The sequence below is a fragment of the Pacificitalea manganoxidans genome (genome assembly GCF_002504165.1).
GTDB classification, from domain to species: Bacteria; Pseudomonadota; Alphaproteobacteria; order Rhodobacterales; family Rhodobacteraceae; genus Pacificitalea; species Pacificitalea manganoxidans.
Genome location: NZ_CP021404.1, coordinates 2305726 through 2330650, shown reverse-complemented (window position 1 = coordinate 2330650; position 24925 = coordinate 2305726). Strand labels below are relative to the sequence as shown.

Annotated in this window: 18 protein-coding genes; 11 read left to right on the top strand and 7 right to left on the bottom strand. The window is 65.4% G+C overall.

The features are described 5' to 3' along the window. Nucleotides 1-93: 93 nt before the first annotated feature. The 9 genes from CBW24_RS10545 to CBW24_RS10505 all read left to right on the top strand — a co-directional run bounded on the left by CBW24_RS10545 (nucleotide 94) and on the right by CBW24_RS10505 (nucleotide 8226). Nucleotides 94-657, top strand: a complete 564-nt coding sequence (locus tag CBW24_RS10545; RefSeq protein WP_097374206.1) for a thioredoxin family protein — start codon at nucleotides 94-96, stop codon at nucleotides 655-657. Nucleotides 658-918: 261 nt separating this feature from the next. After that, a complete protein-coding gene (gene soxX, locus CBW24_RS10540) occupies nucleotides 919-1431 on the top strand; it encodes a sulfur oxidation c-type cytochrome SoxX (RefSeq protein WP_097373553.1) in 513 nt (170 codons plus the stop codon). A gap of 65 nt (nucleotides 1432-1496) precedes the next feature. Next, on the top strand, nucleotides 1497-1916 hold the full coding sequence (soxY, locus tag CBW24_RS10535) for a thiosulfate oxidation carrier protein SoxY (RefSeq protein ID WP_088661670.1): 420 nt from the start codon (nucleotides 1497-1499) through the stop codon (nucleotides 1914-1916). Between the two features lie 21 nt (nucleotides 1917-1937). Beyond that, nucleotides 1938-2267 (top strand): thiosulfate oxidation carrier complex protein SoxZ, encoded by a 330-nt coding sequence (gene soxZ / locus CBW24_RS10530; RefSeq protein WP_088661671.1) that lies wholly within the window; start codon nucleotides 1938-1940, stop codon nucleotides 2265-2267. Nucleotides 2268-2377: 110 nt separating this feature from the next. Continuing rightward, nucleotides 2378-3244, top strand: coding sequence for a sulfur oxidation c-type cytochrome SoxA (gene soxA, locus CBW24_RS10525; RefSeq protein ID WP_097374205.1), 867 nt, complete (start codon nucleotides 2378-2380; stop codon nucleotides 3242-3244). 122 nt (nucleotides 3245-3366) lie between these two features. Further along, nucleotides 3367-5061: a thiosulfohydrolase SoxB gene (gene soxB / locus CBW24_RS10520; RefSeq protein WP_097373552.1), complete on the top strand. Its 1695-nt coding sequence runs from the start codon at nucleotides 3367-3369 to the stop codon at nucleotides 5059-5061. Nucleotides 5062-5158: 97 nt separating this feature from the next. Next, on the top strand, nucleotides 5159-6496 hold the full coding sequence (gene soxC / locus CBW24_RS10515; protein ID WP_097373551.1) for a sulfite dehydrogenase: 1338 nt from the start codon (nucleotides 5159-5161) through the stop codon (nucleotides 6494-6496). Continuing rightward, complete coding sequence (locus CBW24_RS10510; RefSeq protein ID WP_097373550.1) at nucleotides 6480-7658, top strand: c-type cytochrome; 1179 nt, start codon at nucleotides 6480-6482, stop codon at nucleotides 7656-7658. Before soxC ends, CBW24_RS10510 begins: the two co-directional genes overlap by 17 nt. A gap of 151 nt (nucleotides 7659-7809) precedes the next feature. Continuing rightward, a complete protein-coding gene (locus tag CBW24_RS10505) occupies nucleotides 7810-8226 on the top strand; it encodes a DUF302 domain-containing protein (RefSeq protein WP_097374204.1) in 417 nt (138 codons plus the stop codon). A gap of 197 nt (nucleotides 8227-8423) precedes the next feature. On the opposite strand, the gene trpE is transcribed toward CBW24_RS10505, so the two are convergent. From trpE to CBW24_RS10470, 7 genes are all read right to left on the bottom strand, one after another. Further along, nucleotides 8424-9929 carry an anthranilate synthase component I gene (gene trpE, locus CBW24_RS10500; RefSeq protein ID WP_097373549.1) on the bottom strand — a complete coding sequence of 502 codons (1506 nt, stop codon included), beginning with the start codon at nucleotides 9927-9929 and terminating at the stop codon, nucleotides 8424-8426. Between the two features lie 167 nt (nucleotides 9930-10096). Further along, nucleotides 10097-11950, bottom strand: a complete 1854-nt coding sequence (locus tag CBW24_RS10495; RefSeq protein ID WP_097373548.1) for a peptidyl-prolyl cis-trans isomerase — start codon at nucleotides 11948-11950, stop codon at nucleotides 10097-10099. Nucleotides 11951-12581: 631 nt separating this feature from the next. Beyond that, nucleotides 12582-13451 (bottom strand): nucleoside triphosphate pyrophosphohydrolase, encoded by an 870-nt coding sequence (gene mazG / locus CBW24_RS10490; RefSeq protein ID WP_097373547.1) that lies wholly within the window; start codon nucleotides 13449-13451, stop codon nucleotides 12582-12584. Nucleotides 13452-13487: 36 nt separating this feature from the next. Next, nucleotides 13488-15026: a Ppx/GppA family phosphatase gene (locus tag CBW24_RS10485; protein WP_088661679.1), complete on the bottom strand. Its 1539-nt coding sequence runs from the start codon at nucleotides 15024-15026 to the stop codon at nucleotides 13488-13490. Between the two features lie 710 nt (nucleotides 15027-15736). Further along, nucleotides 15737-17914: an RNA degradosome polyphosphate kinase gene (locus tag CBW24_RS10480; RefSeq protein WP_097374203.1), complete on the bottom strand. Its 2178-nt coding sequence runs from the start codon at nucleotides 17912-17914 to the stop codon at nucleotides 15737-15739. A gap of 182 nt (nucleotides 17915-18096) precedes the next feature. After that, the gene (locus tag CBW24_RS10475) at nucleotides 18097-18768 is read right to left on the bottom strand and encodes a P-loop NTPase family protein (protein ID WP_088661680.1); all 672 of its coding nucleotides are present in this window, start codon (nucleotides 18766-18768) and stop codon (nucleotides 18097-18099) included. Between the two features lie 5 nt (nucleotides 18769-18773). After that, complete coding sequence (locus CBW24_RS10470; RefSeq protein WP_088661681.1) at nucleotides 18774-19964, bottom strand: AI-2E family transporter; 1191 nt, start codon at nucleotides 19962-19964, stop codon at nucleotides 18774-18776. 362 nt (nucleotides 19965-20326) lie between these two features. Between CBW24_RS10470 and carB the strand changes: the two genes are divergently transcribed. Both carB and CBW24_RS10460 read left to right on the top strand, forming a co-directional pair. Beyond that, nucleotides 20327-23611 (top strand): carbamoyl-phosphate synthase large subunit, encoded by a 3285-nt coding sequence (carB, locus tag CBW24_RS10465; protein WP_097373546.1) that lies wholly within the window; start codon nucleotides 20327-20329, stop codon nucleotides 23609-23611. Nucleotides 23612-23782: 171 nt separating this feature from the next. Beyond that, complete coding sequence (locus CBW24_RS10460) at nucleotides 23783-24907, top strand: histone deacetylase-like amidohydrolase (protein WP_097373545.1); 1125 nt, start codon at nucleotides 23783-23785, stop codon at nucleotides 24905-24907. Nucleotides 24908-24925 lie beyond the last annotated feature (18 nt).

The following is a 24925-nucleotide window of genomic DNA, read 5'->3' as shown; positions in this document are numbered from 1 at the left end:
GTGACGGCTCAGAGGGTGGCGCAGGGACTGGCGCAGACGCGCAAGGCGCATGACGGAGGAATGGGTGACATGGCGATCAATCGACGCGGACTCATGGGGGCGCTGACGGCGTTGATGCTGACGCTGCCGGGCACAGGTGCACTGGCCGAGGTGGGCGATGACGGGCTGCATGACGCGCCGTGGATTCGCGAGACGTTCAAGGATCTGCGCGACGATCTGGAGGAGGCCAACGCGGCGGGTCAGCGGCTGGCGCTGATCTTTGAGCAGCGCGGCTGCATCTATTGCAACAAGATGCACGAGGAGGTGTTCCCCGTGCCTGAAATCAGCCAGCGCCTGAGCGAAGATTTCTTTGTGGTGCAGCTGAACCTGCACGGCGCGACCGAGGTCACGGATTTCGACGGCGAAACCCTGACCGAGAAGCAGATGGCGCGCAAATGGGGGATTCTGTTCACCCCGACCATGTTGTTCCTGCCTCAGGCAGTGCCGGAGGATACACCCGCCCCGCAGGCCGCCGTGGCCCAGATGCCCGGTGCGTTCGGCAAATGGACGACGCTCAACATGCTCGATTGGGTGCTGACCGAAGGCTACGCCGGGGATGAGGGGTTTCAGGCCTATCACGCGCGCATGTTGCAGGAGCAGGCCCCAAACGGCGAGTGATCCTGCTCTCACATCGGGCGATTTCTGAATAATCCGGGGATTGGCGGTGAACGTTCCGGTTCGGGCAGGTTCGGGCGAACAGTGTCCCGGCAATGCGGGTCATGGCGGACCGTCGGCATTGTTATTCAATTTTCGGAATTTGTTGTTGCGGGTTCGGCTTGCGCTGGTCTAGTCTCACGATAAGAAGAGCAAAAACACGGACCCGCCCTTGCACGCCGCCGGAAGCCCCGGTCGCCACCCAAGGCCGGATAGGGAGGACACATGAAGACAGTCTCGATCACGGCCGCGCTGGCGCTGGCCACCACGATGGGTCTTGCTGCGCCTCTGGCCGCGCAGGATTCCGCTTCCGCTCAGGATGTCGTTGCCCCCGATGCGGTGCATTACGACGAATATGGCGCAGTGGCCGAGCCGCTGACCGAAACCGCGGGCGACGCGGCTGCGGGTCAGACGGTGATGACCACGCGGGGCCTTGGCAATTGCGTGGCCTGCCATCAGATCTCCGTATTGGATGCGGTGCCGTTCCAAGGCGAAATCGGTCCGCCGCTGGACGGGGCGGGCGACCGCTGGACCGAAGCCGACCTGCGCGGCATCATCGCCAATGCGAAAATGACATTCGAGGGCTCAATGATGCCTTCGTTTTATAAAAGTTCGGGCTACATCCGTCCCGGCAACGGGTTCACCGGCAAGGCCGGAACCGAGCCGCTGCCCCCGCTGCTGACCGCGCAGCAAGTCGAGGATGTCGTCGCCTATCTGTTGACCCTGAAGGAAGGCTGACCGCGCCCGGTTCCCGCCGGGGACCGACCGGACCTGCCGCCCCACAGACCCAAGGAGTTGAACCCATGAACGTGACCAGACGCGAGACGCTGGCAATCGGGACCGGCGCCGTGGCGCTGACCCTGATGCCGCTCGGCGCTGCCCATGCCGCCACCGAAGACGCCATTGCCGCGTTCACCGGCGGGGCCGAGGTGGCCGAGGGCGGTGTGACGCTGACCGCCCCCGAAATCGCCGAAAACGGCAACACCGTGCCGATCGAAGTGGCCGCCGAAGGCGCTGCGGAGATCATGGTGCTGGCCGCTGGTAACCCCAATCCCGACGTCGCGACCTTCAAGTTCGGGCCTTTGGCCGGGGCGCGCGAGGCCTCGACCCGCATCCGTCTGGCACAGACCCAGGACGTGATCGCGATCGCCAAACTGGAAGACGGCACGTTCCACCGCGCCAGCCAGGAAGTGAAAGTCACCATCGGCGGCTGCGGCGGCTGAGGCGAGACAGGAGACGACAACATGGCATCTGGTGTAAAACCCCGCGTCAAGGTTCCCGCCACCGCCACGGCGGGCGAGGTGATCACGATCAAGACGCTGATCAGCCACACGATGGAATCGGGCCAGCGCAAGGACAGCGATGGCAACACGATCCCGCGTTCGATTATCAACCGCTTCCACGTCACGTTCAACGACGAGACGGTAATCGATGTGGTGCTGGAACCTGCGATCTCGACCAATCCCTATTTCGAATTCCAAGCGACCGTGCCCGAAAGCGGGACGTTCAAGTTCACTTGGTATGACGATGACGGCTCGGTCTATGAGGATAGCAAGGAGGTGTCGGTCGGCTGACGACCGCATCGGGGGGGCTTGTCTGACGGGCGCCCCCATTCCAACGGACCGGACCAAGGCCGCTTGCCGCATTGGCGGGGCGGACCCCAGGGAGGAGAAGGACAATGAAGATGAGACCCCTGACCAAAGGGCGCCGCCTTGCCGCCATGTCCGCCAGCGTCATCGCGCTGGGGCTGGCCACCGCACCGCTTCACGCTGACGAAGAGGCGGAACTGGTCATCAATGGCGAGTTGGAGATGACGGTGCGCGCGCCTGCGCCCGAGCATCTCGATGCGATGTCGGAGATCACGTCGGGCTGGGTTTACCGCTCGGACGAGACTCGGGAACTGCAGATGGACGATTTCGACAATCCCGGCATGATCTTTGTCGATCAGGCGCGGGATATGTGGGCCAGCGCCGATGGCGAGGCGGGCGAAAGCTGTGCGTCGTGCCATAACGAGCCCGAGGAGATGGCAGGCGTGAAGCCGGTCTATCCGAAGTGGAACGAAGAGGCCGGCGAAGTGCGCACGCTGGAGATGCAGATCAACGCCTGCCGCGAAGAGCGGATGCAGGCGGAGCCGTGGGGTTATACCTCGGGCGATATGGTCAACATGGTGGCGCTGATCTCGTCCGTGTCCCGCGGGATGCCGGTGGATGTGGCCATTGACGGCCCGGCCCAGAGCACATGGGAGCAGGGCAAGGAGATCTACTACACCCGGTATGGTCAGCTGGAACTGGCCTGCGCCAATTGCCACGAAGACAATTACGGCAACATGATCCGCGCCGACCACCTGAGCCAAGGTCAGGTCAACGGTTTCCCGGTCTACCGGCTGAAGAATGCCAAGCTGAACGCCGTGCATAGCCGGTTCAAGGGATGCGTACGCGACACCCGCGCCGAAACCTTTGCCGAGGGCAGCCCGGAGTTCGTCGCACTGGAGCTTTATGTGACCTCGCGCGGCAATGGCCTGTCCGTCGAAGGACCGTCGGTCCGCAACTGATTTCGATGGGCCCCGTCGGCAGTGCCGTGCGGGGCCTTTCTGCCTCTGATGATATTCAATAAGGCGCATGTGTTGCGCCTGCTATCCGACCCGGCCTCAGCGCCTGCGAAAGGACCGCCCCGATGATTGCCCGCCGCGATTTCCTGCAAGCCGCCCTTGCCGCCACGGCGCTGACCGGGGTCGGGGGCATGGGCCGCTGGTCCCGTGTCGCCGCGCAACAGTCGCTCAGTCAGGATCAGCTGCTGCAATTCGACACCACCGGCAACGTGACGTTGATCCATATCACCGACATTCATGCGCAGATGGTGCCGGTCTATTTCCGCGAGCCGGAGTTCAATCTGGGCGTCGGCGCGCAGCAGGGACTGGTCCCGCATCTGACCGGGGAGGAACTGCGCCAGGTCTATGGCATCGAAAAAGGCTCCCCCGACGACTACGCGCTGACCTATGACGATTTCGTCGCGCTGGCGCAGGGCTATGGCAAAATGGGCGGGCTGGATCGCATTGCCACGGTGGTGAAGGCGATCCGCGCCGACCGGCCCGACGCGCTGCTGCTGGACGGGGGCGATACATGGCAGGGCTCGCTCACCGCGCTGCGCACCCAAGGACAGGATATGGTCAACGCCATGAACCTGCTGGGTGTGGAGGCGATGACCTCCCATTGGGAATTCACGCTGGGCATCGACCGGGTGAACCAGATTGTCGATAACGAGCTGAAATTCCCGTTCCTTGGCGCCAACATCTTTGACGCCGAATGGGATGAACCGGCCTATGAGCCCTATCAGATCTTCGAGCGGGGCGGCGCGCAGGTGGCGGTGATCGGGCAGGCGTTCCCGTATCTGCCGATCGCCAATCCCGGCTGGCTGTTCCCGGATCTGAGCTTCGGCGTGCGCCAGCAGCGGGTGGCGGAAATGGTCGCCGAGGTCCGCGCGAAGGGCGCCGATGTGGTCGTGCTGTTGTCGCATAACGGCTTCGACGTGGATCGCAAGCTGGCGCATGACGTGCCGGGCATCGACGTGATCCTGACCGGTCACACCCATGACGCGCTGCCCGCGCCGGTGCTGGTCGATGGCACCCATCTGATCGCGTCGGGCAGTCACGGCAAATTCGTCAGCCGCGTCGATCTGGACATCGCCGACGGCGCGTTGCGCGGCTTGAAGCACAAGCTGATCCCGATCTTCTCGGATGTCATCACCCCCGATGCGGAGATGGCGGCACTTGTCGAGACGGAGCGTGCGCCCTTTGCCGACGAGCTGAGCGAGGTGATCGGCCAGACCGAAAGCCTGCTGTTCCGGCGGGGCAATTTCAACGGCACATGGGATGATCTGATCTGCGATGCGCTGCTCAGCCAGCGCGACGCCGAGATCGCGCTGTCGCCCGGATTCCGCTGGGGCGCATCGGTGCTGCCCGGACAGGACATCACCCGCGAGGATATCTTTAACGCCACGGCGATGAGCTACCCCGAAGCCTACCGCACCGAAATGACCGGCGAATACCTGAAGATCGTAATGGAGGACGTGGCCGACAACCTGTTCAACCCCGACCCCTATTACCAGCAGGGCGGGGATATGGTGCGGGTCGGCGGGCTGGGCTACCGGATCGACGTGGCGCAGCCGCAGGGCAGCCGCATCACCGAGATGGTGAAGCTCGACACCGGAGAGCCCATCGACCCCGCGCGCAGCTATGTCGTCGCCGGCTGGGCCAGCGTCACCGAGGGCACCGAAGGCCCGGCGATCTGGGACGTGGTCGAAGCCCATATCCGCGAGCAGGGCACCGTGCGCGTGCCGCAAAACCAGTCCGTTTCGATCAACGGCAACTAGGGCTGCAAGGCTTGGCACCGGCGAGGGGTGATCTCGCCGGTCGCTCTATACACTAAATATTCACATATACCGATCCATCAATCTCAGGGAGGCCGCGATGGGACAGGACCACGAAGGAGGACGAGGGCGCGGGCCGGGACCCGATGCGGAGCGCAAGCCTGATCATCCTACGCGGCGGCAGATTTTAAGCGGTGCGGCGGGGCTGGCCGGGGCGGCTGCGGGGGCGGGGGCCGGTCTGGCACCGGCGGGGCGCGCATGGGCGCAGGCCGCGGGCGATCCGGCGATCACAACGTTGCCCCCGTGGACCCAGACCCTTGGGCCGGGGGTCGATGCGGCGCCCTATGGTGTGCCGTCGCCCTATGAGGCCAGCGTGCGCCGCCGCAATGTCGACTGGCTGACTGCCGATCCGGTGTCGTCGGTCAACTTCACGCCGCTGCATGCGCTGGACGGGATCATCACGCCGAACGGTCTGTGCTTTGAGCGCCATCACAGCGGCGTGGCAGAGGTCGACCCCGCCCAGCACCGTCTGATGATCCACGGGATGACCGATAATGAACTGGTCTTCACGATGGAGGATCTGCTGCGCTTTCCGCGGGAGAACCGGGTGTATTTTCTGGAATGCGCCGCCAATAGCGGGATGGAGTGGCGCGGCGCGCAGTTGAACGGCTGCCAATACACCCACGGCATGATCCACAACGTGATGTATACCGGGGTCCCGCTGCGTCTGCTGCTGGAGCGGGCAGGCGTCAAGCCGGGCGGGAAGTGGCTTTTGGCAGAAGGCGCGGATGCGGCGGCGATGACCCGTTCGATACCGATGGAGAAGGCGCTCGACGATTGTCTGGTGGCCTTCAAGATGAACGGAGAGGCGCTGCGCCCCGAGCAAGGCTACCCCCTGCGGCTGGTCGTGCCCGGCTGGGAAGGCAACATGTGGGTGAAGTGGCTGCGCCGTCTGGAGGTGGGCGATCAGCCTTGGCACCACCGCGAGGAGACCTCGAAATACACCGATCTGCTGGGCGACGGACGTGCGCGGCGGTTCACATGGGAAATGGACGCGAAATCGGTGATCACCTCGCCCAGCCCGCAGGCTCCCATCACGCACGGGCCGGGGCCTACGGTGCTGACCGGCGTCGCATGGTCCGGGCGCGGCACCATCCCGCGCGTGGACGTGACGCTGGATGGCGGCATCACATGGGTCGAGGCACGGATGTCGGGCCCGTCATGGGACAAGTCGATGCACCGGTTCTACCACGAATTCGAATGGGATGGCCGTCCGCTGCTGTTGCAGAGCCGGGCGCATGACAGCACCGGCTACGTTCAGCCCACGAAGGATGCGCTGCGGCAGATCCGGGGCGAGAACTCGATCTACCACAATAACGGTATTCAGACCTGGGCGGTCGATGCCGAAGGGGAGGCGGAAAATGTCGAAATTTCCTAAACTGATGCTGGCGGTTGCGGTCAGTCTGAGCGCGGGCCCCGCTATGGCGGCGACGGAGGGCGCGCCGGGCTTCGATCAACTGGGCCGTCCGGCGACGGCTGCCGAAATCGCGGCGTGGAATATCGACATCCGCCCCGATGGCACCGGCCTGCCGGACGGGCAGGGATCGGTGTCCGAGGGCGAAGCGATCTACACCGAGGCCTGCGCCAGTTGCCACGGCGATTTCGGCGAGGCACGGGGCCGCTGGCCGGTTCTGGCGGGGGGCGCGGATACGTTGACCGCAGATCGCCCCGTAAAGACCATCGGATCCTACTGGCCCTATCTGTCGACGGTGTATGACTACGTTCACCGCGCGATGCCGTTCGGGGATGCGCAAAGCCTCAGCGACGATCAGGTCTATGCCATCACCGCCTATCTGCTGTTCCTAAATTGGGAGGTGGAGGACGATTTCGTGCTGTCCCGCGCGAATTTCACCGAGACTCGGTTGCCGAACGAGGACGGGTTCATGCCCGATGACCGGGCCGAGGTGGAGCTGCCGCTGTTTTCCGGCGAGGTGTGCATGAGCGCCTGCAAGGATAGCGTCACCATCACCGGGCGCGCGGCGGTTGTGGATGTGACGCCCGATGACAGCGCCGCCCGCAGTGCCCGGCACAAGGATAGCGGCGTGACCGAAGCGGACGCGGCGCAGCCCGCCGACGCTGTGCAATTGGCCGAGGCATCAGGCACCGGCGCGCAGGCGGCACAGGACGAGGCACCGGGTGATGCGGTGACCGACACGCCTGCCGATATGCCAACTGACGCTGGCACCGACGCCGGCACCGACAGCATGGCCCCGCCCGATCCGGCGCTGGTCGCGGCCGGCGAAAAGGTGTTTCGCAAATGCAAAGCCTGCCATCAGGTCGGGGAGGGCGCGGTCAACCGATCCGGTCCGCATCTGAACGGCGTGTTCGGCCGGCAGGCGGGCACGGTCGAGGATTTCCGCTATTCCTCGGCGATGGAGGAGGCCGGGGAAGCGGGCCTGACATGGACCAGCGAAACGCTGGGGGCGTTTCTGACCAAGCCGCGCGACTATCTGAAGGGCACGAAAATGGCGTTTCCGGGCCTGCGCTCCGCCGATGATATCGCCGCGATCGAGGCCTATCTACGCGCCACGGGGGAGTAAGCCGGACCGTAAGCAGGCGCGGCGCGGCTGGCGAAAACGCCCGCGCCGCGCTATCATGTCCCCGACCAGAGGAGGACACGCCATGACCCGCAGATCCCGGTTTTCACCTGTTACACCGCGCGGCTTGGCGCTTGGTTTGGCGGGGGCGCTGATGGGCGCCCTTGCCCCCCTTGGCAGTGCCGCCATTGCGCAGGGGGTGACGACCTACAGCTATGACGGCAGTTTCGAGGACGCCGCATTCGCGCTGGAAAACGCCATCCTTGGCAAGGGCCTCGTCGTCGACAGCATCAGCCATGTGGGGGATATGCTGGCCCGCACCCGCGAGGACGTGGGCAGCGATGTCGAGATCTATGACAATGCCGACATGTATCTGTTCTGCTCCGCCGTGCTGTCGCGCAAGATGATGGAAGCAGACCCCCTGAACCTTGCCCATTGTCCTTATGGGATCTTTGTCATGGAGCGGGAGGGCGCGGTGCAGATCGGCTTCCGCGACTATCCCGAAGGCCCGATGCAGGAGGTGCAGAGCTTCCTAGACGAGATCGCGCAGGAGGCGGTCGAGGGGTTCTAGCTGTCCGCTGAATTTGCGGATTTTGCGGATTTCTGGTCTGTGGCGGCGATTGGCCTCGTGAACGGGCGGCGCCGTCACCCTGAACGGGCAGAGCGCCCGGACGGTTCATGTGCTGCGGCGGTGGCCCCACCCATGCGAAGCACCCCGCGCGGGAGCGCTCATGCAGGGCGACAGGGTGGGGCGTTCCGCAGGGCCAGTCAGTTGCCCTTGCGCACGAAGCGGCCCGCATCGAGGGCAGCGGCGCGCAGGGCTTTCGACTTGTTCACGGTTTCCTGCCATTCGGCTTCGGGGTCGCTGTCATAGACGACACCGCCACCGGCCTGAATGTAGAGCGTTTCGTCCTTCACCACGGCGGTGCGCAGGGCGATGCACATGTCCATGTCGCCATCGGCGCTGAAATAGCCCAGGCCGCCGCCATAGACGCCGCGCTTTTCGGGCTCTAGCTCGTCGATGATCTGCATCGCGCGGACCTTAGGAGCGCCCGACACGGTGCCAGCCGGCAGACCCGCGAGAAGCGCGGACAGCGCGTCTTCGCCCTCGGCGATCTCACCCACCACGTTCGAGACGATATGCATGACGTGGCTGTAGCGCTCGATGATGAATTCTTCGGTCGGATGGACCGTGCCCAGTTTCGACACCCGGCCCACATCGTTGCGGCCCAAATCCAGCAGCATCAGATGCTCGGCCGTTTCCTTGGTATCGGCAAGCAGGTCGGCCTCCAGCGCCTTGTCTTCGGCCTCGTTGGCGCCGCGGGGGCGGGTGCCTGCAATGGGCCGGATCGTCACCTCTCCTTCGCGCAGCCGCACGAGGATCTCGGGGCTGGCGCCGACAACCTGAAAACCGCCGAAATTGAAGAAGAACATAAAGGGCGACGGGTTGGTGCGCCGCAGGGAGCGATAAAGCGCAAAGGGCGGCAGCGGGAACGACTGCGCCCAGCGTTGGGCGGGCACGACCTGAAAGATATCGCCCGCGCGGATGTAATCCTTGGCCTTCTCGACGGCGGCCATGTAGCCCGCTTTGGTGAAATTCGAAACCGGTTCGCCGATCTGCGCCTGTGCGTCGCCCAGATCGCGGGCCTCGCCCGGCACGCCTTGGTCCAGATCGCGCACGGCGTCCATCACCCGTTCAGCGGCCTGCGCATAGGCCGCCCGCGCGCTGAGCCCCGACCCAGTGAAGGCCGGAGAGACGATGATGACCTCGCCCTTCACCCCGTCCAGCACCGCGACCACGGTGGGGCGCATCATGACCGCATCGGGCAGGCCCAGCGGATCGGGATTGCCGCCGGGCAGGGTTTCGACCAGCCGGATCATGTCATAACCGAGATAGCCGAACAGACCCGCGGCGGCAGAGGGGAGTTCATCGGGCAGGTCGATCCGGCTTTCGGCCAAGAGCGCGCGCAGCGAGGTCAGCGGATCACCGGACTGATCCTCCCACGCGGCGGGGTCGTAGCGGGCCTGCCGGTTGATCCGGGCGGAGCCTTCGTGACACTGCCAGATCAGATCGGGCTTCAGCCCGACGATGGAATAGCGGCCCCGCACCTCGCCGCCGGTCACCGATTCCAGCACAAAGCTGTCTTCGCGCGCGCCAGCCAGTTTCAGCATCAGCGACACCGGCGTGTCGAGATCGGCGGCAAGGCGGGTATAGACGACCTGATTTTGCCCGGCATCGTAAGCGGCGGCAAAGCTGTCGTAATCGGGGAACATGCGGCTCACGGGGGCGGCGTCCTTATCTGGGGGCCGTCACGGGCAAACGGCGTCGGCTGGCGGGGGCGGGGCGGTCCGAAAAGCGGGCCCATCGCCCGGGGGTGGGGCCCGGCGCGCCGCGGGTCGGAAATGCGGCGCGCCGAAGATGTCTTAGCTGGCGTCGCCGGTCAGCGGATCTGCGAGTGGACCGAAGCGATGCCCGCGCTGTTCAGGCTACGCTCGGACCGATCGGTCAGTTCGCGGGCGTAAAGCGTCAACACATCATTGGCGAGCGAGCGGTTGATCTCCTCGCTGATGGCGTCGCGGAACAGCGCGATCTGCTCGTCTTCCTCGGCGGGCGGGTTGATGGCGTCGAGCGTGACGAGGAACACCTCGTTGCCTTCGTCGAGCAGGGCGGTGTCACCCGGCGCGCCCAGATCAAAGATCGTGGTCAGCATCTCGGCGGGGGTGCCGTCCAGATAGCCGGTACGGGTCACATCCTTGGCGGTTTCGACCGCGTAACCCTGATCTTCCAGCGCGGAGCCGACGCCCATCTGCGCCTGAACGGTGCGGGCCTGCTCCATCAACCGGTCGCGGATTTCGGCATTGCGCCACCCGGCGATGACCTCTTCGCGGATTTCGTCGAGCGGGCGCAGGGTCGGCGGCACCACATCATCGAGCCGCGCGGCATAGAGGCCACCATCGGCCAACTGCACCAGTTCGGGGAAGTCGCCTTCCTCCAGTGCGGCAGCGGTTTCGGTAAAGGCGGTGTAGGAGGCGATGCCCCGCTCCACGCCCGGATACCAATCGATATCGCCGATCTCCATGTCGGTCTCGTTGGCGAGATCCTCGATGGTGGCGCCAGCGGCCAGACGATCGTCCAGATCGTCGCGGATCTGGTCGATTTCGCGCCGGGCGGCGGCAAGGCGCAGTTCCTCTTCCAGATCGCCACGGGCCTCGTCAAAGCTGACTTCCTGCGCCGACAGGATACCGTTCATGCGATACAGAACCGGACCCAGATCGCTTTCGACCGGGCCGACAATACCCGGCTCTTCCAGCGCAAAGACGTCGGCACCGGCGGCGCCGAGGCTATCCTCGGTGCGCTCGCCCAGATCGACATCCTCAAGCGTCAGGCCCCGTTCGGCGACCAGTTCGGGGAAGGTGATTTCACCTGCCTCGATCCGCGCCAAGGCAGCATCGGCGGCGTCGGTGGAGGAGAATACCAGCCGTTCGACCAGACGGCGCTCGGGCTGCTGGAACTGGCTAATCCGCTCGTCATAGAGCGCTTGCACCGCGGTTTCATCCAGTTCGATCTGATCAAGGATCATATCGGGCGTAATCACGGCATAGGTGATCTCGCGCGTTTCAGGCTGGGTGTAGGCGTCGGGGTTGGCGTCGTAATGGGCCTGAAGCATCGCTTCGGTCGGCTGGGGCAGCGGCTCGGACAGGTCATTGGGGCCAAGCGCGAGCCAGCGCACATCGCGGCGCTGTCCGAAATAGTCGATCAGCGCAGCGGTCTGGAAAGCGGGCGCGGGCGTGCCTGCGGCAACGGCGTCCTGCACCAGCGCGCGCGCGGCGTCGAGGCGCACGTCGTCTTCGTAATCGCTGGCCTTGATGCCGTTGCGGTCGAGCACGAATTCGTAGGATTCGCGGTCAAAATTGCCGCTGATGCCTTGGAAATTCGGATCGGCGACGATGCGGGCGGCAACGCGCTCATCGCCAGCGGAAAGGCCCAGACGATCCGCTTCGTTGTTCAGCGCGGCCTGTCCCATCAATTCGCCTTGCACGGCGACGGTCAGGCCCATCTGCTCGGCCTCGGGAACCGTGATCTGGCGCTGCAACTGCTGTTCTGCGGCGCTAATACGGCCGTTCAGCGCGCGGAAATAATCGGTGCCGCTGATCTCGCGCCCGTCGACGGTGGCGACAGCCGTCGAGGTGCCCCCGAAGTTCACGGTGCCGAAGCCTGCCAGACCCACGATGAGCAGCGCAAGCAGCCCCCAGATCAGGATGTTCACGGTTTTCCTGCCAGCCTTGGATGCCATGCGTGCCTTCTCCTCTAGCGCCAACGGGTTACGGCGTCGTCGTTGTCTATTTCAGCCAGCCCCTACCGGCAAGGGGGTGAGGGCGTCTCGGAAAGGGTCCGGGGGACCCTTTCAGCCGCGAACGGGCGGAGCCCCGGGATTGAGGGCGTCTCGGAAAGGGTCCGGGGGACCCTTTCAGCCGCGAACGGGCGGAGCCCCGGGATTGAGGGCGTCTCGGAAAGGGTCCGGGGGACCCTTTCAGCCGCGAACGGGCGGAGCCCCGGGATTGAGGGCGTCTCGGAAAGGGTCCAGTGGACCCTTTCAGCCGCGAACGGGCGGAGCCCCGGGATTGGCGGCGCATTGGGACAGGTCTGGTGTTTGGCCTCATAGCGCCACCAAGAGGATCGCGCCTGACCCTGGGTGGGCGCAGGAGGCACGCTGGAGTTCAGCGCTTTATGGCATAGCCCCGCAGGCCGGTTGCGCCCTGAGCGACGAGCTAAATGCGCCCTCCCATGGGGAGGGTCGGGCGCGGTCCGGGGGCTGGTCGCCCACGAACCAAGGGGGATAGGGGTTCGGTTGGGATGTAACAGCGGCAGGGGGATGTCAGGGACATCTCAGGATTGCATGAAGACAAGTTTGTAAATTGCTAAAACTATTCTTGAAATTTAACCTTTTCTGCCATTTTTGCAGCAGTCCACAGGGCGTCCATTTCCTGCAGCGTGGCCTCGGCTGGTGTGCGGCCCTGCTGGGCCAAGCCGTCCTCGACCTGTCCGAAGCGCCGGGTGAATTTGCCGTTGGTGCGGCGCAGCGCGGCTTCGGGGTCGACACCCATGTGCCGCGCAAGGTTGACCATCACAAAGAGCAGATCGCCCATCTCATCCTCGACCGCGTCGGCGTCGCCGCTGTCGTGCGCTGCGACCAATTCGGCGCTCTCCTCCGCGACTTTCGCCAGCACTGCGTGAGGATCGTTCCAATCGAACCCCACCCGCGCGGCGCGTTTTTGCAGCTTTAGCGCGCGGGTCAGCGCGGGCAGTCCCATCGCCACGCCGTCAAGAACACCAGCCTCGCCACGGGCGGCGCGTTCGGACGCTTTCTGCACCTCCCACGCAGCATTCTGCGCGGCGGTATCGGCGCGGGTCTCGTCGCCGAACACATGCGGGTGCCGGTCGACCATCTTATCCGCGATCTTGCGTGCGATGCTGTCGAAATCGAAGCGCCCATCCTCGGCGGCCATCTGGGCGAAATAGACGACCTGCAACAGCAGATCGCCCAGTTCCAACTCCAATTCATCCCATGCCTCGCGCTGCACGGCATCGGCAACTTCGTAAGCCTCTTCAATGGTGTAGGGGACGATGCTGGCGTAGGTCTGTTCCAGATCCCACGGGCAGCCTCCGTTCGGGTCACGCAACCGGGCCATGATTTCCAGCAGGCGCGGCATTCCGCCAGCGGGATCATGCACCAACGCGTCGGACTGCGCGCGGCTCTCAAGGGCAGACGGGATCGGACGGGGCGTGGGGGCCATGGGAGGTGGGCCTTTCGTGGCGGAGGGCGGCGCGGCTCAGCGCCCGAGCTTTACCTCGGTCTCCACCCCAAGCGCCTTAGCCAATGAGGCGAAACGCGCGGCGGCGACCTCGCCATAAAGCGGGGCGGCCTCGGGAGGGAGAGTGAGGATCAGCAGTTTCTTTTTCGGATGATAGCGCAGATTGCCCATACGTTCGGGCTGATTGATCGAGAACATCGCGCCAAAGCGCATGGCCTTGCCCAGCACCTCGGCCTCGCGCAGCTTGCCCTCGGGCAGCAGGTCCAGCAGATCATCGGCAAGGGTGGAGGGCAGCGCATTGCGATACCGGTGCAGCAGCGCCAACCCCAGATAGATCCGCCCCGGATGGTCGATGCCGCCGAAATTGGCGCGAGTGGAATTGTCAAAACAGACCTCGGCGCGGTAATCGGGATGGGCACGCCAGCTGACGTCATGCAGCAGGCAGGCGCATTTGATCAGCCGGTCGGGCGTGTTGGAGCCGCGAAACAGCGGCGCGATGAAATTATGCAGCGTGCGGCCAAAGCCGGGCAGGCGGGCATTGCGCGCCTCGTCGTAGCGGCAGGCCTCCACCAGCGGATCGCGGGCCCGCAGACGTTCGGGCATCTGCTCATACAGCATGCCTTCGCGGATGCCGTAGCCAGAGGTGTGGATTTCCTTGATCGCATATGTCTTCATCAACCGGCGGAGCACCTCACCCGCGACGGGGACAAGGCTGATCCGCGCCTCGCTGAGCCGGGCCGTCTGGCGCAGGCTGTCGAGGTCGTGTTCATCCACCCAGTCGAGGGTCGCGCGCACAGATTTCGGCGTCATCACATAGTCATGCAGGACCGACAGCGGGTAGCCCCGGCGCAGCATGTCGAGCCGGGCAATCGCCCGCCACGAGCCACCGACAAGGTAGAGCCGGTCGTGACGCGGCACATGGGTCGCCAGATCGTCAAGCACGGCGTCGATCTCGGCCTTGCGGCCCTTGCGCCCGCCCTTCAGCGTCTTGAGCCGCAGAGGCCCCAGCGCGGTCGAGGCCCGTGCACCGACCTTGCCGCCCGACACCTCGGCCAGTTCCATCGAACTGCCGCCGATGTCGCAGACCAGCCCTTCGGCTTCGGGCCAGCCCAGAAGCACGCCTTGGGCCGACAGGCGGGCCTCTTCCTCGCCATCGATGACATAGACGGTCAGCCCCGTTTCGCGCAGCACGTCGGCGCAGAAATCGGGGCCATCCTCGGCGGAGCGCACGGCGGCGGTCGCGACGGCGGTCAGCGGCGGGATGTCCATGCCCTCGGCCAGCGCGACGAAACGGCGGATCGCGGCCAAGGCCCGGCGGCGGCCATCGGGGCTGAGCCTGCCGGTTTCTCCGATCTCGGAGCCCAAGCCGCACATGACTTTCTCGTTGTAGAAATAGGCAGGCGAGCGCGCCGCCCCGTCGAATACGACCATCCGCACCGAGTTGGACCCAACATCGATCACGCCGACGCGCCGCAGCGCACGGGCTGCCGGGTCCTGAAACAGCGGCCGCCCAAAGGGGCCCCAATCGGTGACGGTCTGTTCGGGTTGACCATCCATCGCCGGTCTCCTCGCGGCTGTGCACCAAGCGCGACGCGGGAGCCACCGGCCCCGACCGCGCGCGCGCACCCTGCCGTGAGGCACCCGCCGGGGTCAATCCCGCGCGCGGCGGCATGTTCCCCGAAGCAGGTGGTTTTGCCGGGAACGTAAGGGATAATTGCCGAGCCATTGTCGATCTGGGTGCCGCCACCTGGGATTAGAACGCAGCCGCGCGGGCAAGCGCGCGCCCGGAGGTAGGTTGGACGGGGGCAAGGGCGGTTGCGGAAAGATATAACCTTATCACTATGTGCACCCGCCCGCGAACAAGCGAAGCGCGCGGGCGAGCGCCTGCTCGTCCTCGCGGGCTGGCGCTTTGTCACCTCACGCTGACCTCGGAGCGGGGAGGAATGTGTCACCACAAAGCGCGCCGCTCATTTGTTCCCGCGCCACCCCACGGGCAGGCTCGCGTTGCACTTATTACTTCACCGGCGGCTCATTCGTGCTCTGCGCAACCGCTCGCGAACAAGGCGAAGCCGCGCGGGCGAGCGCCTGCCCGTCCCGGCGGGCTGGCGCTTTATCATCTCACGCTGACCTCCGGGCGGGGAGGTATGTGGCAGCATAAAGTGCGCCGATCAGTCGTAGCTGCGCCACCCCCCGGGCAGGCTTGCGGTGCGCTCAACGCGCGCGCGGACGTCATGCACCCTCATCCCAACCCTTCCCCACGCCCCAATTCAATCGTCCAGCGAATGCGTCAGTTCGGGCACATCGGACGCGCCGGCGGAGCCGCGACCGGAGAGCGAGGGGTTTTCCATGAAGAACCGGTGGCAATTGAACAATTGCTGCCCCTCAAGGCCCGGGTCACGTTCAAACCGGCCGTCGGCGCGCATGATGAAGCTCTGCGCTTCGTCGGCGAGGTTCGCCGCCATGATCTGACTGACGATCTGCGCCTTCACGGTGGGGTTCATACATTCGATCAGCGTCTCGACCCGGCGATTGAGGTTCCGGCCCATCCAGTCGGCGGAGGAGATGAACACCCGGCTTTTCTTGGACGGCAGCCCGTGGCCATTGCCAAAACAGACGATTCGCGAATGCTCCAGAAACCGCCCGACGATGGATTTGACGCGGATGTTCTCGCTCAGGCCGCGAATGCCGGGCCGCAGCCCGCAGATGCCCCGGATCACCAGATCTATGCGGACCCCGGCCTGACTGGCAGCATAGAGCGCGTCGATCACGTCGGGCTCGATCAGCGCATTCATCTTGGCCCAGATCGCGGCGGGGCGTCCGGCCTGCGCATGGGCGGCCTCGGCGGCGATCAGTTCCAGAAGCTTGGGCTTCATCATGGTGGGGGAGATCGACAGATTGTCGAGTTCGGCAGGCTGGGCGTAGCCCGACAGGTAATTGAACACCTTGGTCGCGTCGCGCCCCAGCGCGGCATCGCAGGTGAAAAGGGATAGGTCGGTGTAGATGCGCGCGGTGATCGGGTGGTAATTGCCGGTGCCGTAGTGGGTATAGGTCACCAGCTTATCGCCCTCGCGGCGGACCACGGTGCTGATCTTGCAATGGGTCTTATAGTGGATGAAGCCATAGACCACATGCGCACCGGAACGTTCCAGACGGCGCGATTGCTGAATGTTCGCGGCCTCATCGAACCGCGCTTTCAATTCCACCAGCGCCGTGACGGATTTGCCCTCCTCCGCGGCCTCGCAGAGCGCGGCGACGATGGGGCTGTCTTTCGACGTGCGGTAGAGCGTCTGCTTGATCGCCACCACATTGGGGTCGCGGGCGGCTTGGCTCAGAAACCGCACCACCATGTCAAAGGTCTCATAGGGGTGGTGCAGCAGCATGTCCTTTTGCCGGATCGCGGCGAACATATCGCCCTCGTGATCCTGCACCCGTTCGGGCACGCGCGGGGTGAAGGAGGGCCAGAGCAGGTCGGGCCGCGCGTCTAGCACCAGTTCCTTCAGGTCGACGACGCCGATCAGCCCGTCGATTTCGATCACGTCGGCCTCGGTGACGTTCAGTTCCTCCATGATGATCCGGCGCAAGGAGGGCGGCGCACCGGCGGACAGCTTCAGCCGGATGACCTCGCCCCGGCGGCGGCGTTTCAGGGCGGTTTCGAATTCGCGCACCAGATCTTCGGCTTCGTCCTCCACCTCCAGATCGCTGTCGCGCAGGACGCGAAACGCACAACTGGCCCGCATCCGATAGCCGGGGAACAGCGAGCGCAGATGCAGCAGCAACAGTTCCTCCAACGGCAGGAAACGATGCACCCCGGGGGCGGAGGGCAGCGGCACGAAGCGGTCGATCTGATGGGGCACCGGCAGCAGCGCCTGCAAGGGGCGGTTGTCGGCCTCCCGCTCAAGGCTCAGCGCCAGACAATAGCCCGTGTTCGGGATGAACGGGAATGGGTGGGCCGGATCGATCGCCAGTGGGGACAGGACCGGAAACACCTGCGTTAGGAAATGCTGCTCTAGCGCGGCGCGGTCGCCGGGCTCGATCTGATCGCGGGTCAGAATGTGGATGTCTTGGGCTTCCATCTCCCGACGTAGACTGTCCCAGACCTCCTGCTGCGTGGCCATCAAGGCGCGGGCGTCGGAATTGATCAGCGTCAGTTGCTCGGCCGGCGTCTTGCCATCGGCGGCGGGGGTGGTGTTGCCCGCACGGGCCAGTTCGCGCAGGCCCGCCACGCGCACGGTGTAGAATTCGTCGAGATTGCTGGCCGAGATCGACACGAACCGCACCCGTTCCAGCAGCGGCACACGCGGGTTGCGCGCCTCGTCCAGCACCCGCCAGTTAAAACCGAGCCAGCTGAGCTCGCGGTTTACGAAACGGTCGGGTCCGGTCAGGTCCACATCCGTCAGGGTGACGGGATCGGGCAGCGGGGCGGTGAGGAAATCGGCTTGTGTCATGCGGCCCATATGCAGGGGTTTCGTAACGCGGAGGTGACAGATGGCGGGGGCGGGCCCGGAGCGCAACGTCAAGGAATGATCGCATCATGCGGGGCGCGCAGCGGGCTGTCCAGCAGCGGGCGGTCGGATCGCTGCGAACGCACGCGCCGCGCGGACGGCGGACAGACGCGCGCGGGCCGGGATCAGGCGGCAAGCCGCTCCATCGCCTCGGCGGCAAGCGCGGGGCCGATGGCACGGCGGCTTTCCAGCGCCATCTGATCGATCATCGCCACCAGCCGCCCGGCATAGCCCGCCGACCGTTCGATCCGGGGCACCAGCCAGTCGATGAGACGGGGCGCGGGCGGGATCTGCCGGTCGGTGAACAGCTTGACCAGCAGCGCGGCCAGCAGCGCGTCATCAGGCGGTTCGATCCGGGCGATGGCGGTGGCCTGCATGCGGCTCATCAGATCGGGTAGGGCCAGCGGCCAGCGGGCCGGAGCCTCGCGCCCGGTGACCAGCAGCCGCCCGCCGGTGGCGAGCAAATGGTTATGCAGGTGAAACAGCGCTTCCTCCGCCGCCGCATCGCCGCCGATCCGGTCGACATTCTCGACCGCCATCGCCGTGCGCTCGGGCGGAAGGTCGCGCCCCGGAAGATCGGCGGCGGCGGTGATGCGCGCGCCGCTGGCTGCGGCCCACACATGCGCCAGATGGGTCTTGCCGCTGCCTTCGGGGCCGGTGAGGGCGAGCTTGCCTTGCGGCCAATCCTGCCAGCGATCGATCTCGGCCAGCGCGATGGCATTCGCGCCGGTGACGAAGAAATCCTCGCGGCCGAGCGCGGGGCGCACGGTCAGGCTCAGGGCAAGCTGGCGGGTCATGGCGGTCAGATCTCCCGGATCTGGTCGTCGTGGGGCGCAGGGCCGGTGGCAGCGGCGGTGGTGTCGAGCGGGCGCGGTGTGGCGGGCGGCGCCATATCGGGATCGGGCAGGGGAGGCTCCCCACCGCCCGCGGCAATCGTTCCGCCAGAGGAGCCGCGATAGAGCTGACTGGCCTTATATTCGCCCAGCAGAAACCGGGTGACCACCCCCAGCGCGGCGGAAACCGGCACCGCGACGAGCATCCCGACAAAACCGAACAGCGCGCCAAAGGCCGACAGTGCAAAGATCAACCAGACCGGGTGCAGGCCGACGGAGCTGCCGACGAGCTTCGGGGTCAGCACATTGCCTTCGATCATCTGGCCGGAAACGAAGATCGCCGCCACCGCGCCGATCATCGCCCATTCCCCCCAGAACTGGAACAGCGCCAGCCCGATGGCCAGCACGCCGCCGATAATCGCGCCGACATAGGGGATGAAGGACATGAGCCCCGCAGCAAACCCGATCACCAGCCCGAATTGCAGCCCCACCACCATCAGCGCCAGCGCGTAATAGGTGCCAAGGATCAGGCAGACGGTGCCCTGTCCGCGAATGAAGCCCGCCAGCGTGCGGTCGATGTCGCGCGCCAGTTGGCGCAGGGTCGGGGCGTGGTCGCGGGGCAGCAGATCGTCGATCCGCGCCACCATCCGGTCCCAGTCGATCAGCAGGTAGAATGCCACGATGGGCACCAGCACCAGCAGCACGAGGATATTGACGAAGCCGCTGACCGAGCCGATCACCCCTTGCAGCAATTCCCCGCCGCGCGACTGGATCGTCTCGCCGAGCGACAGCAGAGATTTGCGGATCGTCGATTCCGCATCGACGATGGAGGGAAAGCGGTCGGTCAGGAAGGTCTGGAGATTGCGCGCCACTTCCGGCGCGACGTCGATCAGGTCCAGAGCCTGCGAGATCAGCGTGGGGATCACCAACAGGATCAACAGCACGAAAACCAGCACCGCGACCACCGAAATCACCGCCACCGCTGCGACCCGGCCAAGGCCCAGCCGCTCCAGCCGGTCAGCCACGGGGTCAAAGATATAGGCCAGCGCCGCGCCAAGCAGGAACGGCAGGATGACCTGCCCCAGCGCCCATAGCAGCACCAGCACCGCGATCGCCGCGACCCCCCAATATTTCGCCTGTTTGCGCATCGGCAAAGCCATGACGCCACTCCTTCGTATCCGGGGGTCTGATCGCCGGAAGCGCCCGGCATTGCAAGTCTAGAGGCAGGGGGCTGGCAACGGCAGAAGTATTTTCGGCAGATCGAAGCCGGAGCAGCGCTTTGGACCGGCACCGTAGGACGCGCACGGGCAGGGGCCGGAGCGTGGATCGGGTGCCGCCGCTCACCGATCGCGCGCGGCGCGGCGTGGACGCGCTGCCCCAAGCACCGCGAATTTTACCGGCTGCGTCCCCGCAGACCCTTGCACCCCCCGATCCCATCCCTATAACCCACGACAATTTGCGCGACCCCTGCGCCTGCCGCGGGGCCGCCCCCTGCCGCCGATGACCTGACCGGAGCCCCCCAATGCCCAAAAGAGACGACCTCACCTCGATCATGATCATCGGCGCAGGCCCTATCGTGATCGGACAGGCCTGCGAGTTCGACTATTCCGGTGCGCAGGCCTGTAAGGCGCTGCGGGAGGAAGGCTACCGGGTCATCCTCGTCAACTCCAACCCTGCCACGATCATGACCGATCCGGGTCTGGCCGATGCCACCTATATCGAGCCGATCACCCCCGAAGTCGTGGCCAAGATCATCGAGAAGGAGCGCCCCGACGCGCTGCTGCCGACGATGGGCGGGCAGACCGGGCTTAACACCTCGCTCGCGCTTGCCGATATGGGCGTGCTGGAGAAATTCGGGGTGGAACTGATCGGCGCCAACCGCGAAGCCATCGAGATGGCCGAGGACCGCAAGCTGTTCCGCGAGGCAATGGACCGAATTGGGCTGGAAAACCCCAAGGCCACCATCGTCGCCGCGCCGAAGCTGCCCAACGGGCGCTATGACATCAATGCCGGCATGGTCGAGGCGATGGACGCGCTGGAGCATGTGGGCCTGCCCGCGATCATCCGCCCGGCCTTCACGCTGGGCGGGACCGGCGGCGGCGTCGCCTATAACCGCGACGACTACGAGATGTATTGCCGCTCGGGCATGGAAGCGTCGCCGATGGCGCAGATCCTCGTCGATGAAAGCCTGCTGGGCTGGAAGGAATTCGAAATGGAAGTCGTGCGCGACCGCGCCGACAACGCCATCATCGTTTGCGCCATCGAAAACGTCGATCCGATGGGCGTTCATACCGGCGACTCGATCACCGTCGCGCCTGCGCTGACGCTGACCGACAAGGAATACCAGATCATGCGCAACGGCTCGATCGCCGTGCTGCGCGAGATCGGCGTCGAGACCGGCGGCTCCAACGTGCAATGGGCGGTGAACCCCGCCGATGGCCGGATGGTCGTGATCGAGATGAACCCCCGGGTCAGCCGTTCGTCGGCGCTGGCGTCGAAGGCGACCGGCTTCCCCATCGCCAAGATCGCCGCGAAACTGGCCGTGGGCTACACGCTCGATGAGCTCGACAATGACATCACCAAGGTGACGCCGGCGAGCTTTGAGCCGACAATCGACTATGTCGTCACCAAGATCCCGAAATTCGCGTTCGAGAAGTTCCCCGGCAGCAAACCGCACCTGACCACCGCGATGAAATCGGTGGGCGAGGCGATGGCCATTGGCCGCACTATCCACGAATCGCTGCAAAAGGCACTCGCGTCGATGGAATCCGGTCTGACCGGGTTCGACGAAGTTGCCATCGAAGGCGCGGATGCCGATGCCCCCGAAGAGGCGCGCGCCGCCGTCATCAAGGCGCTGTCGGTTGCCACCCCCGACCGGATGCGCACCATCGCGCAGGCAATGCGTCACGGGCTCAGCGATGATGAGATCAACGCCGCGACCGCCTTTGATCCGTGGTTCCTGTCGCGTATCCGCGAAATCGTCGATGCCGAGGCACAGGTCCGCCGCGAAGGTCTGCCGGTCAAGGAAGCCGACCTGCGCAAATTGAAGATGATGGGCTTTACCGATGCGCGGCTGGCCACGCTGACGGGCCGCGACGAAGGTCAGGTGCGCCGTGCGCGTCAGAACCTCGGCGTTATCGCGTCGTTCAAGCGGATCGACACCTGCGCCGCCGAGTTCGAGGCGCAGACCCCTTATATGTATTCGACCTATGAGACGCCCGTCATGGACGAGGCCGAATGCGAAGCGCGCCCCTCGGACGCCAAGAAAGTCGTCATTCTGGGTGGCGGGCCGAACCGGATCGGGCAGGGGATCGAGTTTGATTACTGCTGCTGTCACGCCTGTTTCGCGCTGACCGAGAGCGGCTATGAAACCATCATGGTCAACTGCAACCCGGAGACCGTGTCGACCGATTACGACACCTCGGACCGGCTGTATTTCGAGCCGCTGACGTTCGAGCATGTGATGGAAATCCTGCGGGTCGAGCAGGACGCTGGCACCCTGCACGGCGTCATCGTGCAGTTCGGCGGTCAGACCCCGCTGAAACTGGCCCGCGCGCTGGAGGCCGAGGGTATCCCGATCCTTGGCACCACGCCCGATGCGATCGATCTGGCCGAGGACCGCGAGCGGTTCCAGGATCTGGTCAACCGGCTTGACCTGAAGCAGCCGCGCAACGGCATCGCGCATTCGGATGCCGAAGCGCTGAGCATCGCCGAAGAGATCGGCTTCCCGCTGGTGATCCGCCCGTCCTATGTTCTGGGCGGCCGCGCGATGGAAATCGTGCGCGATATGGACGGTCTGCGCCGCTACATCGCCGAGGCCGTGGTGGTGTCGGGCGACAGCCCGGTCCTTCTCGACAGCTACCTGTCCGGCGCGACCGAGATCGACGTCGATGCACTGTCCGACGGCAAAACCGTGCATGTCGCGGGCATCATGCAGCATATCGAGGAGGCCGGCGTGCATTCCGGTGACAGCGCCTGTTCGCTGCCGCCCTATTCCCTGTCGGCTGAGATCATCGAGGAGCTGAAGCGACAGACCGAAGCGCTGGCGCTGGCGCTGGGCGTGGTGGGCCTGATGAACGTGCAATATGCCGTGAAGGATGGCGAGATCTACCTGATCGAGGTCAACCCGCGCGCCTCGCGCACTGTGCCCTTTGTCGCAAAGGCGGTGCTGAGCCCGATCGCGTCCATTGCCGCGCGGCTGATGGCGGGTGAGCCGATGTCGAACTTCGAGCTAAAAGACCCGCAGATCGAAGGCTTTGCGGTGAAGGAGGCGGTGCTGCCCTTCGCGCGGTTCCCCGGCGTGGACACCCTGCTTGGGCCGGAAATGCGCTCCACCGGTGAGGTGATGGGGTATGATGCCAGCTTCCCGCTGGCGTTCCTGAAGGCGCAATTGGGCGCGGGCACGGTTCTGCCGACCGAAGGCCGGGTGTTCCTGTCGATCAAGGAAACCGACAAGACCGCGCAGTTGCTTGAAACCGCGCAGGTGCTGGTGGAACTGGGCTTTGTCATCGTGGCGACCCGTGGCACCGCGGCCTTCCTTGATGGGCATGGCGTCCCCTGCGAGGTCGTCAACAAGGTTTACGAAGGCCGGCCGAACATCGTCGATGTCATGAAGAACGGTGAAATCGCGCTGGTGATGAACACCACCGAAGGCGCGCAGGCGGTTGAGGACAGCCGCTCGATGCGCAATGTCGCGCTGCTCGACAAAATCCCGTATTTCACCACGCTCGCCGCCAGCCACGCCGCCGCGCTGGCGATGAAGGCCCGCGAGGGGGGCGAGATCAAGGTCAGCCCGCTGCAAGGCTAAGCGCGCGCCACGCCGCGACATGTGACACAACTACGATGCAACGGCCCGGAGACCCCTCCGGGCCGTTTGCTTTTGCAGCAGAGGGCGCGGGCGGCGTCGCATTTTGCGCAGGACGTCTTTTCCTTCCGTAACCGCGCGCCTAGCGTGGGCACGATTCGAAAGGAGCCCGTCATGACCACCGGATTCTACTGGGATGAACGCTGTTTCTGGCACCATGGCGGCAATTTCGCCAGCACTATGCCGGTGGGCGGTTTGGTGCAGCCGATGGTGGGCGGATTGCCCGAAAATCCGGAAACCAAGCGTCGCCTGCGCAACCTGATCGATGTGACGGGGCTGATCCACGACCTGTCGCCGCGCCGGGCGGGGCCGGTGGGCCGAACCGAAATGGAGCGGGTGCACCCTGCGGCCTATCTCGACCGGTTCAAGGCGCTGTCGGATGCGGGCGGCGGGGATATGGGGCTGCGGGCCCCCTTTGGCCCCGGCGGGTTCGAGGTGGCGGCGGTGTCTGCGGGGCTCGCGACGCAAGCGCTGCGCGATGTGCTGTCGGGCCGGGTGTCGAACGCCTACGCCCTCAGCCGCCCGCCGGGCCATCACTGCCTGCCCGAATATCCCAACGGGTTCTGCCTGCTGGCCAATTGCGCTATCGCGGTGGAGGCGGCGCTGGCCGAAGGCCGGGCCGAGCGGATCGCGATCCTTGACTGGGATGTGCATCACGGCAACGGGACGGAGGCGATTTTCTATGACCGCCCCGAGGTGCTGACGATCTCGATCCATCAGGACCGCAACTACCCGATGGATACCGGCGCGGCGACGGATCGCGGGCAGGGCGACGGGTTCGGGACCAATGTGAACATCCCGTTGCCCGCAGGCACGGGTCACGCGGGTTATCTGGAGGCGATGGACCGGATCGTTCTGCCAGCCCTTCAAGCCTTTGCCCCCGACGCAGTCGTCATCGCCTGCGGTTTTGACGCGTCGCTTGTCGATCCGCTGGGGCGGATGCTGTGCGGGGCGGAGACGTTCGGCGCGATGACCGACCGGGTGATGCGGCTGGCCGATGAACTCTGCGCCGGGCGCGTCGTCGCGGTGCATGAGGGTGGCTATAGCGAGGCGCATGTGCCGTTCTGCGGCCATGCCGTCATCCAGCGGATGGCGGGCAGCCGCGTCGACGCGCCCGATCCGTTGGGGGAAACCATCCGCTTGCGTCAGCCTGGCCCGGCCTTTGATGCGTTCGTATCCGGCTGGATCGACGAACTGATACAGGTGCTGGAGATCGAGACGCCCGCGACCGCAGGCTGACCGGCCCCGTGCGGGGGG

Bases quoted from the DNA above. Each gene is read 5' to 3' on its own strand.
- CBW24_RS10545 (WP_097374206.1), top strand. From the start codon at position 94: ATGGGGGCGCTGACGGCGTTGATGCTGACGCTGCCGGGCACAGGTGCA.
- soxX (WP_097373553.1), top strand. From the start codon at position 919: ATGAAGACAGTCTCGATCACGGCCGCGCTGGCGCTGGCCACCACGATG.
- soxY (WP_088661670.1), top strand. From the start codon at position 1,497: ATGAACGTGACCAGACGCGAGACGCTGGCAATCGGGACCGGCGCCGTG.
- soxZ (WP_088661671.1), top strand. From the start codon at position 1,938: ATGGCATCTGGTGTAAAACCCCGCGTCAAGGTTCCCGCCACCGCCACG.
- soxA (WP_097374205.1), top strand. From the start codon at position 2,378: ATGAGACCCCTGACCAAAGGGCGCCGCCTTGCCGCCATGTCCGCCAGC.
- soxB (WP_097373552.1), top strand. From the start codon at position 3,367: ATGATTGCCCGCCGCGATTTCCTGCAAGCCGCCCTTGCCGCCACGGCG.
- soxC (WP_097373551.1), top strand. From the start codon at position 5,159: ATGGGACAGGACCACGAAGGAGGACGAGGGCGCGGGCCGGGACCCGAT.
- CBW24_RS10510 (WP_097373550.1), top strand. From the start codon at position 6,480: ATGTCGAAATTTCCTAAACTGATGCTGGCGGTTGCGGTCAGTCTGAGC.
- CBW24_RS10505 (WP_097374204.1), top strand. From the start codon at position 7,810: ATGGGCGCCCTTGCCCCCCTTGGCAGTGCCGCCATTGCGCAGGGGGTG.
- trpE (WP_097373549.1), bottom strand. From the start codon at position 9,929: ATGTTCCCCGATTACGACAGCTTTGCCGCCGCTTACGATGCCGGGCAA.
- CBW24_RS10495 (WP_097373548.1), bottom strand. From the start codon at position 11,950: ATGGCATCCAAGGCTGGCAGGAAAACCGTGAACATCCTGATCTGGGGG.
- mazG (WP_097373547.1), bottom strand. From the start codon at position 13,451: ATGGCCCCCACGCCCCGTCCGATCCCGTCTGCCCTTGAGAGCCGCGCG.
- CBW24_RS10485 (WP_088661679.1), bottom strand. From the start codon at position 15,026: ATGGATGGTCAACCCGAACAGACCGTCACCGATTGGGGCCCCTTTGGG.
- CBW24_RS10480 (WP_097374203.1), bottom strand. From the start codon at position 17,914: ATGACACAAGCCGATTTCCTCACCGCCCCGCTGCCCGATCCCGTCACC.
- CBW24_RS10475 (WP_088661680.1), bottom strand. From the start codon at position 18,768: ATGACCCGCCAGCTTGCCCTGAGCCTGACCGTGCGCCCCGCGCTCGGC.
- CBW24_RS10470 (WP_088661681.1), bottom strand. From the start codon at position 19,964: ATGGCTTTGCCGATGCGCAAACAGGCGAAATATTGGGGGGTCGCGGCG.
- carB (WP_097373546.1), top strand. From the start codon at position 20,327: ATGCCCAAAAGAGACGACCTCACCTCGATCATGATCATCGGCGCAGGC.
- CBW24_RS10460 (WP_097373545.1), top strand. From the start codon at position 23,783: ATGACCACCGGATTCTACTGGGATGAACGCTGTTTCTGGCACCATGGC.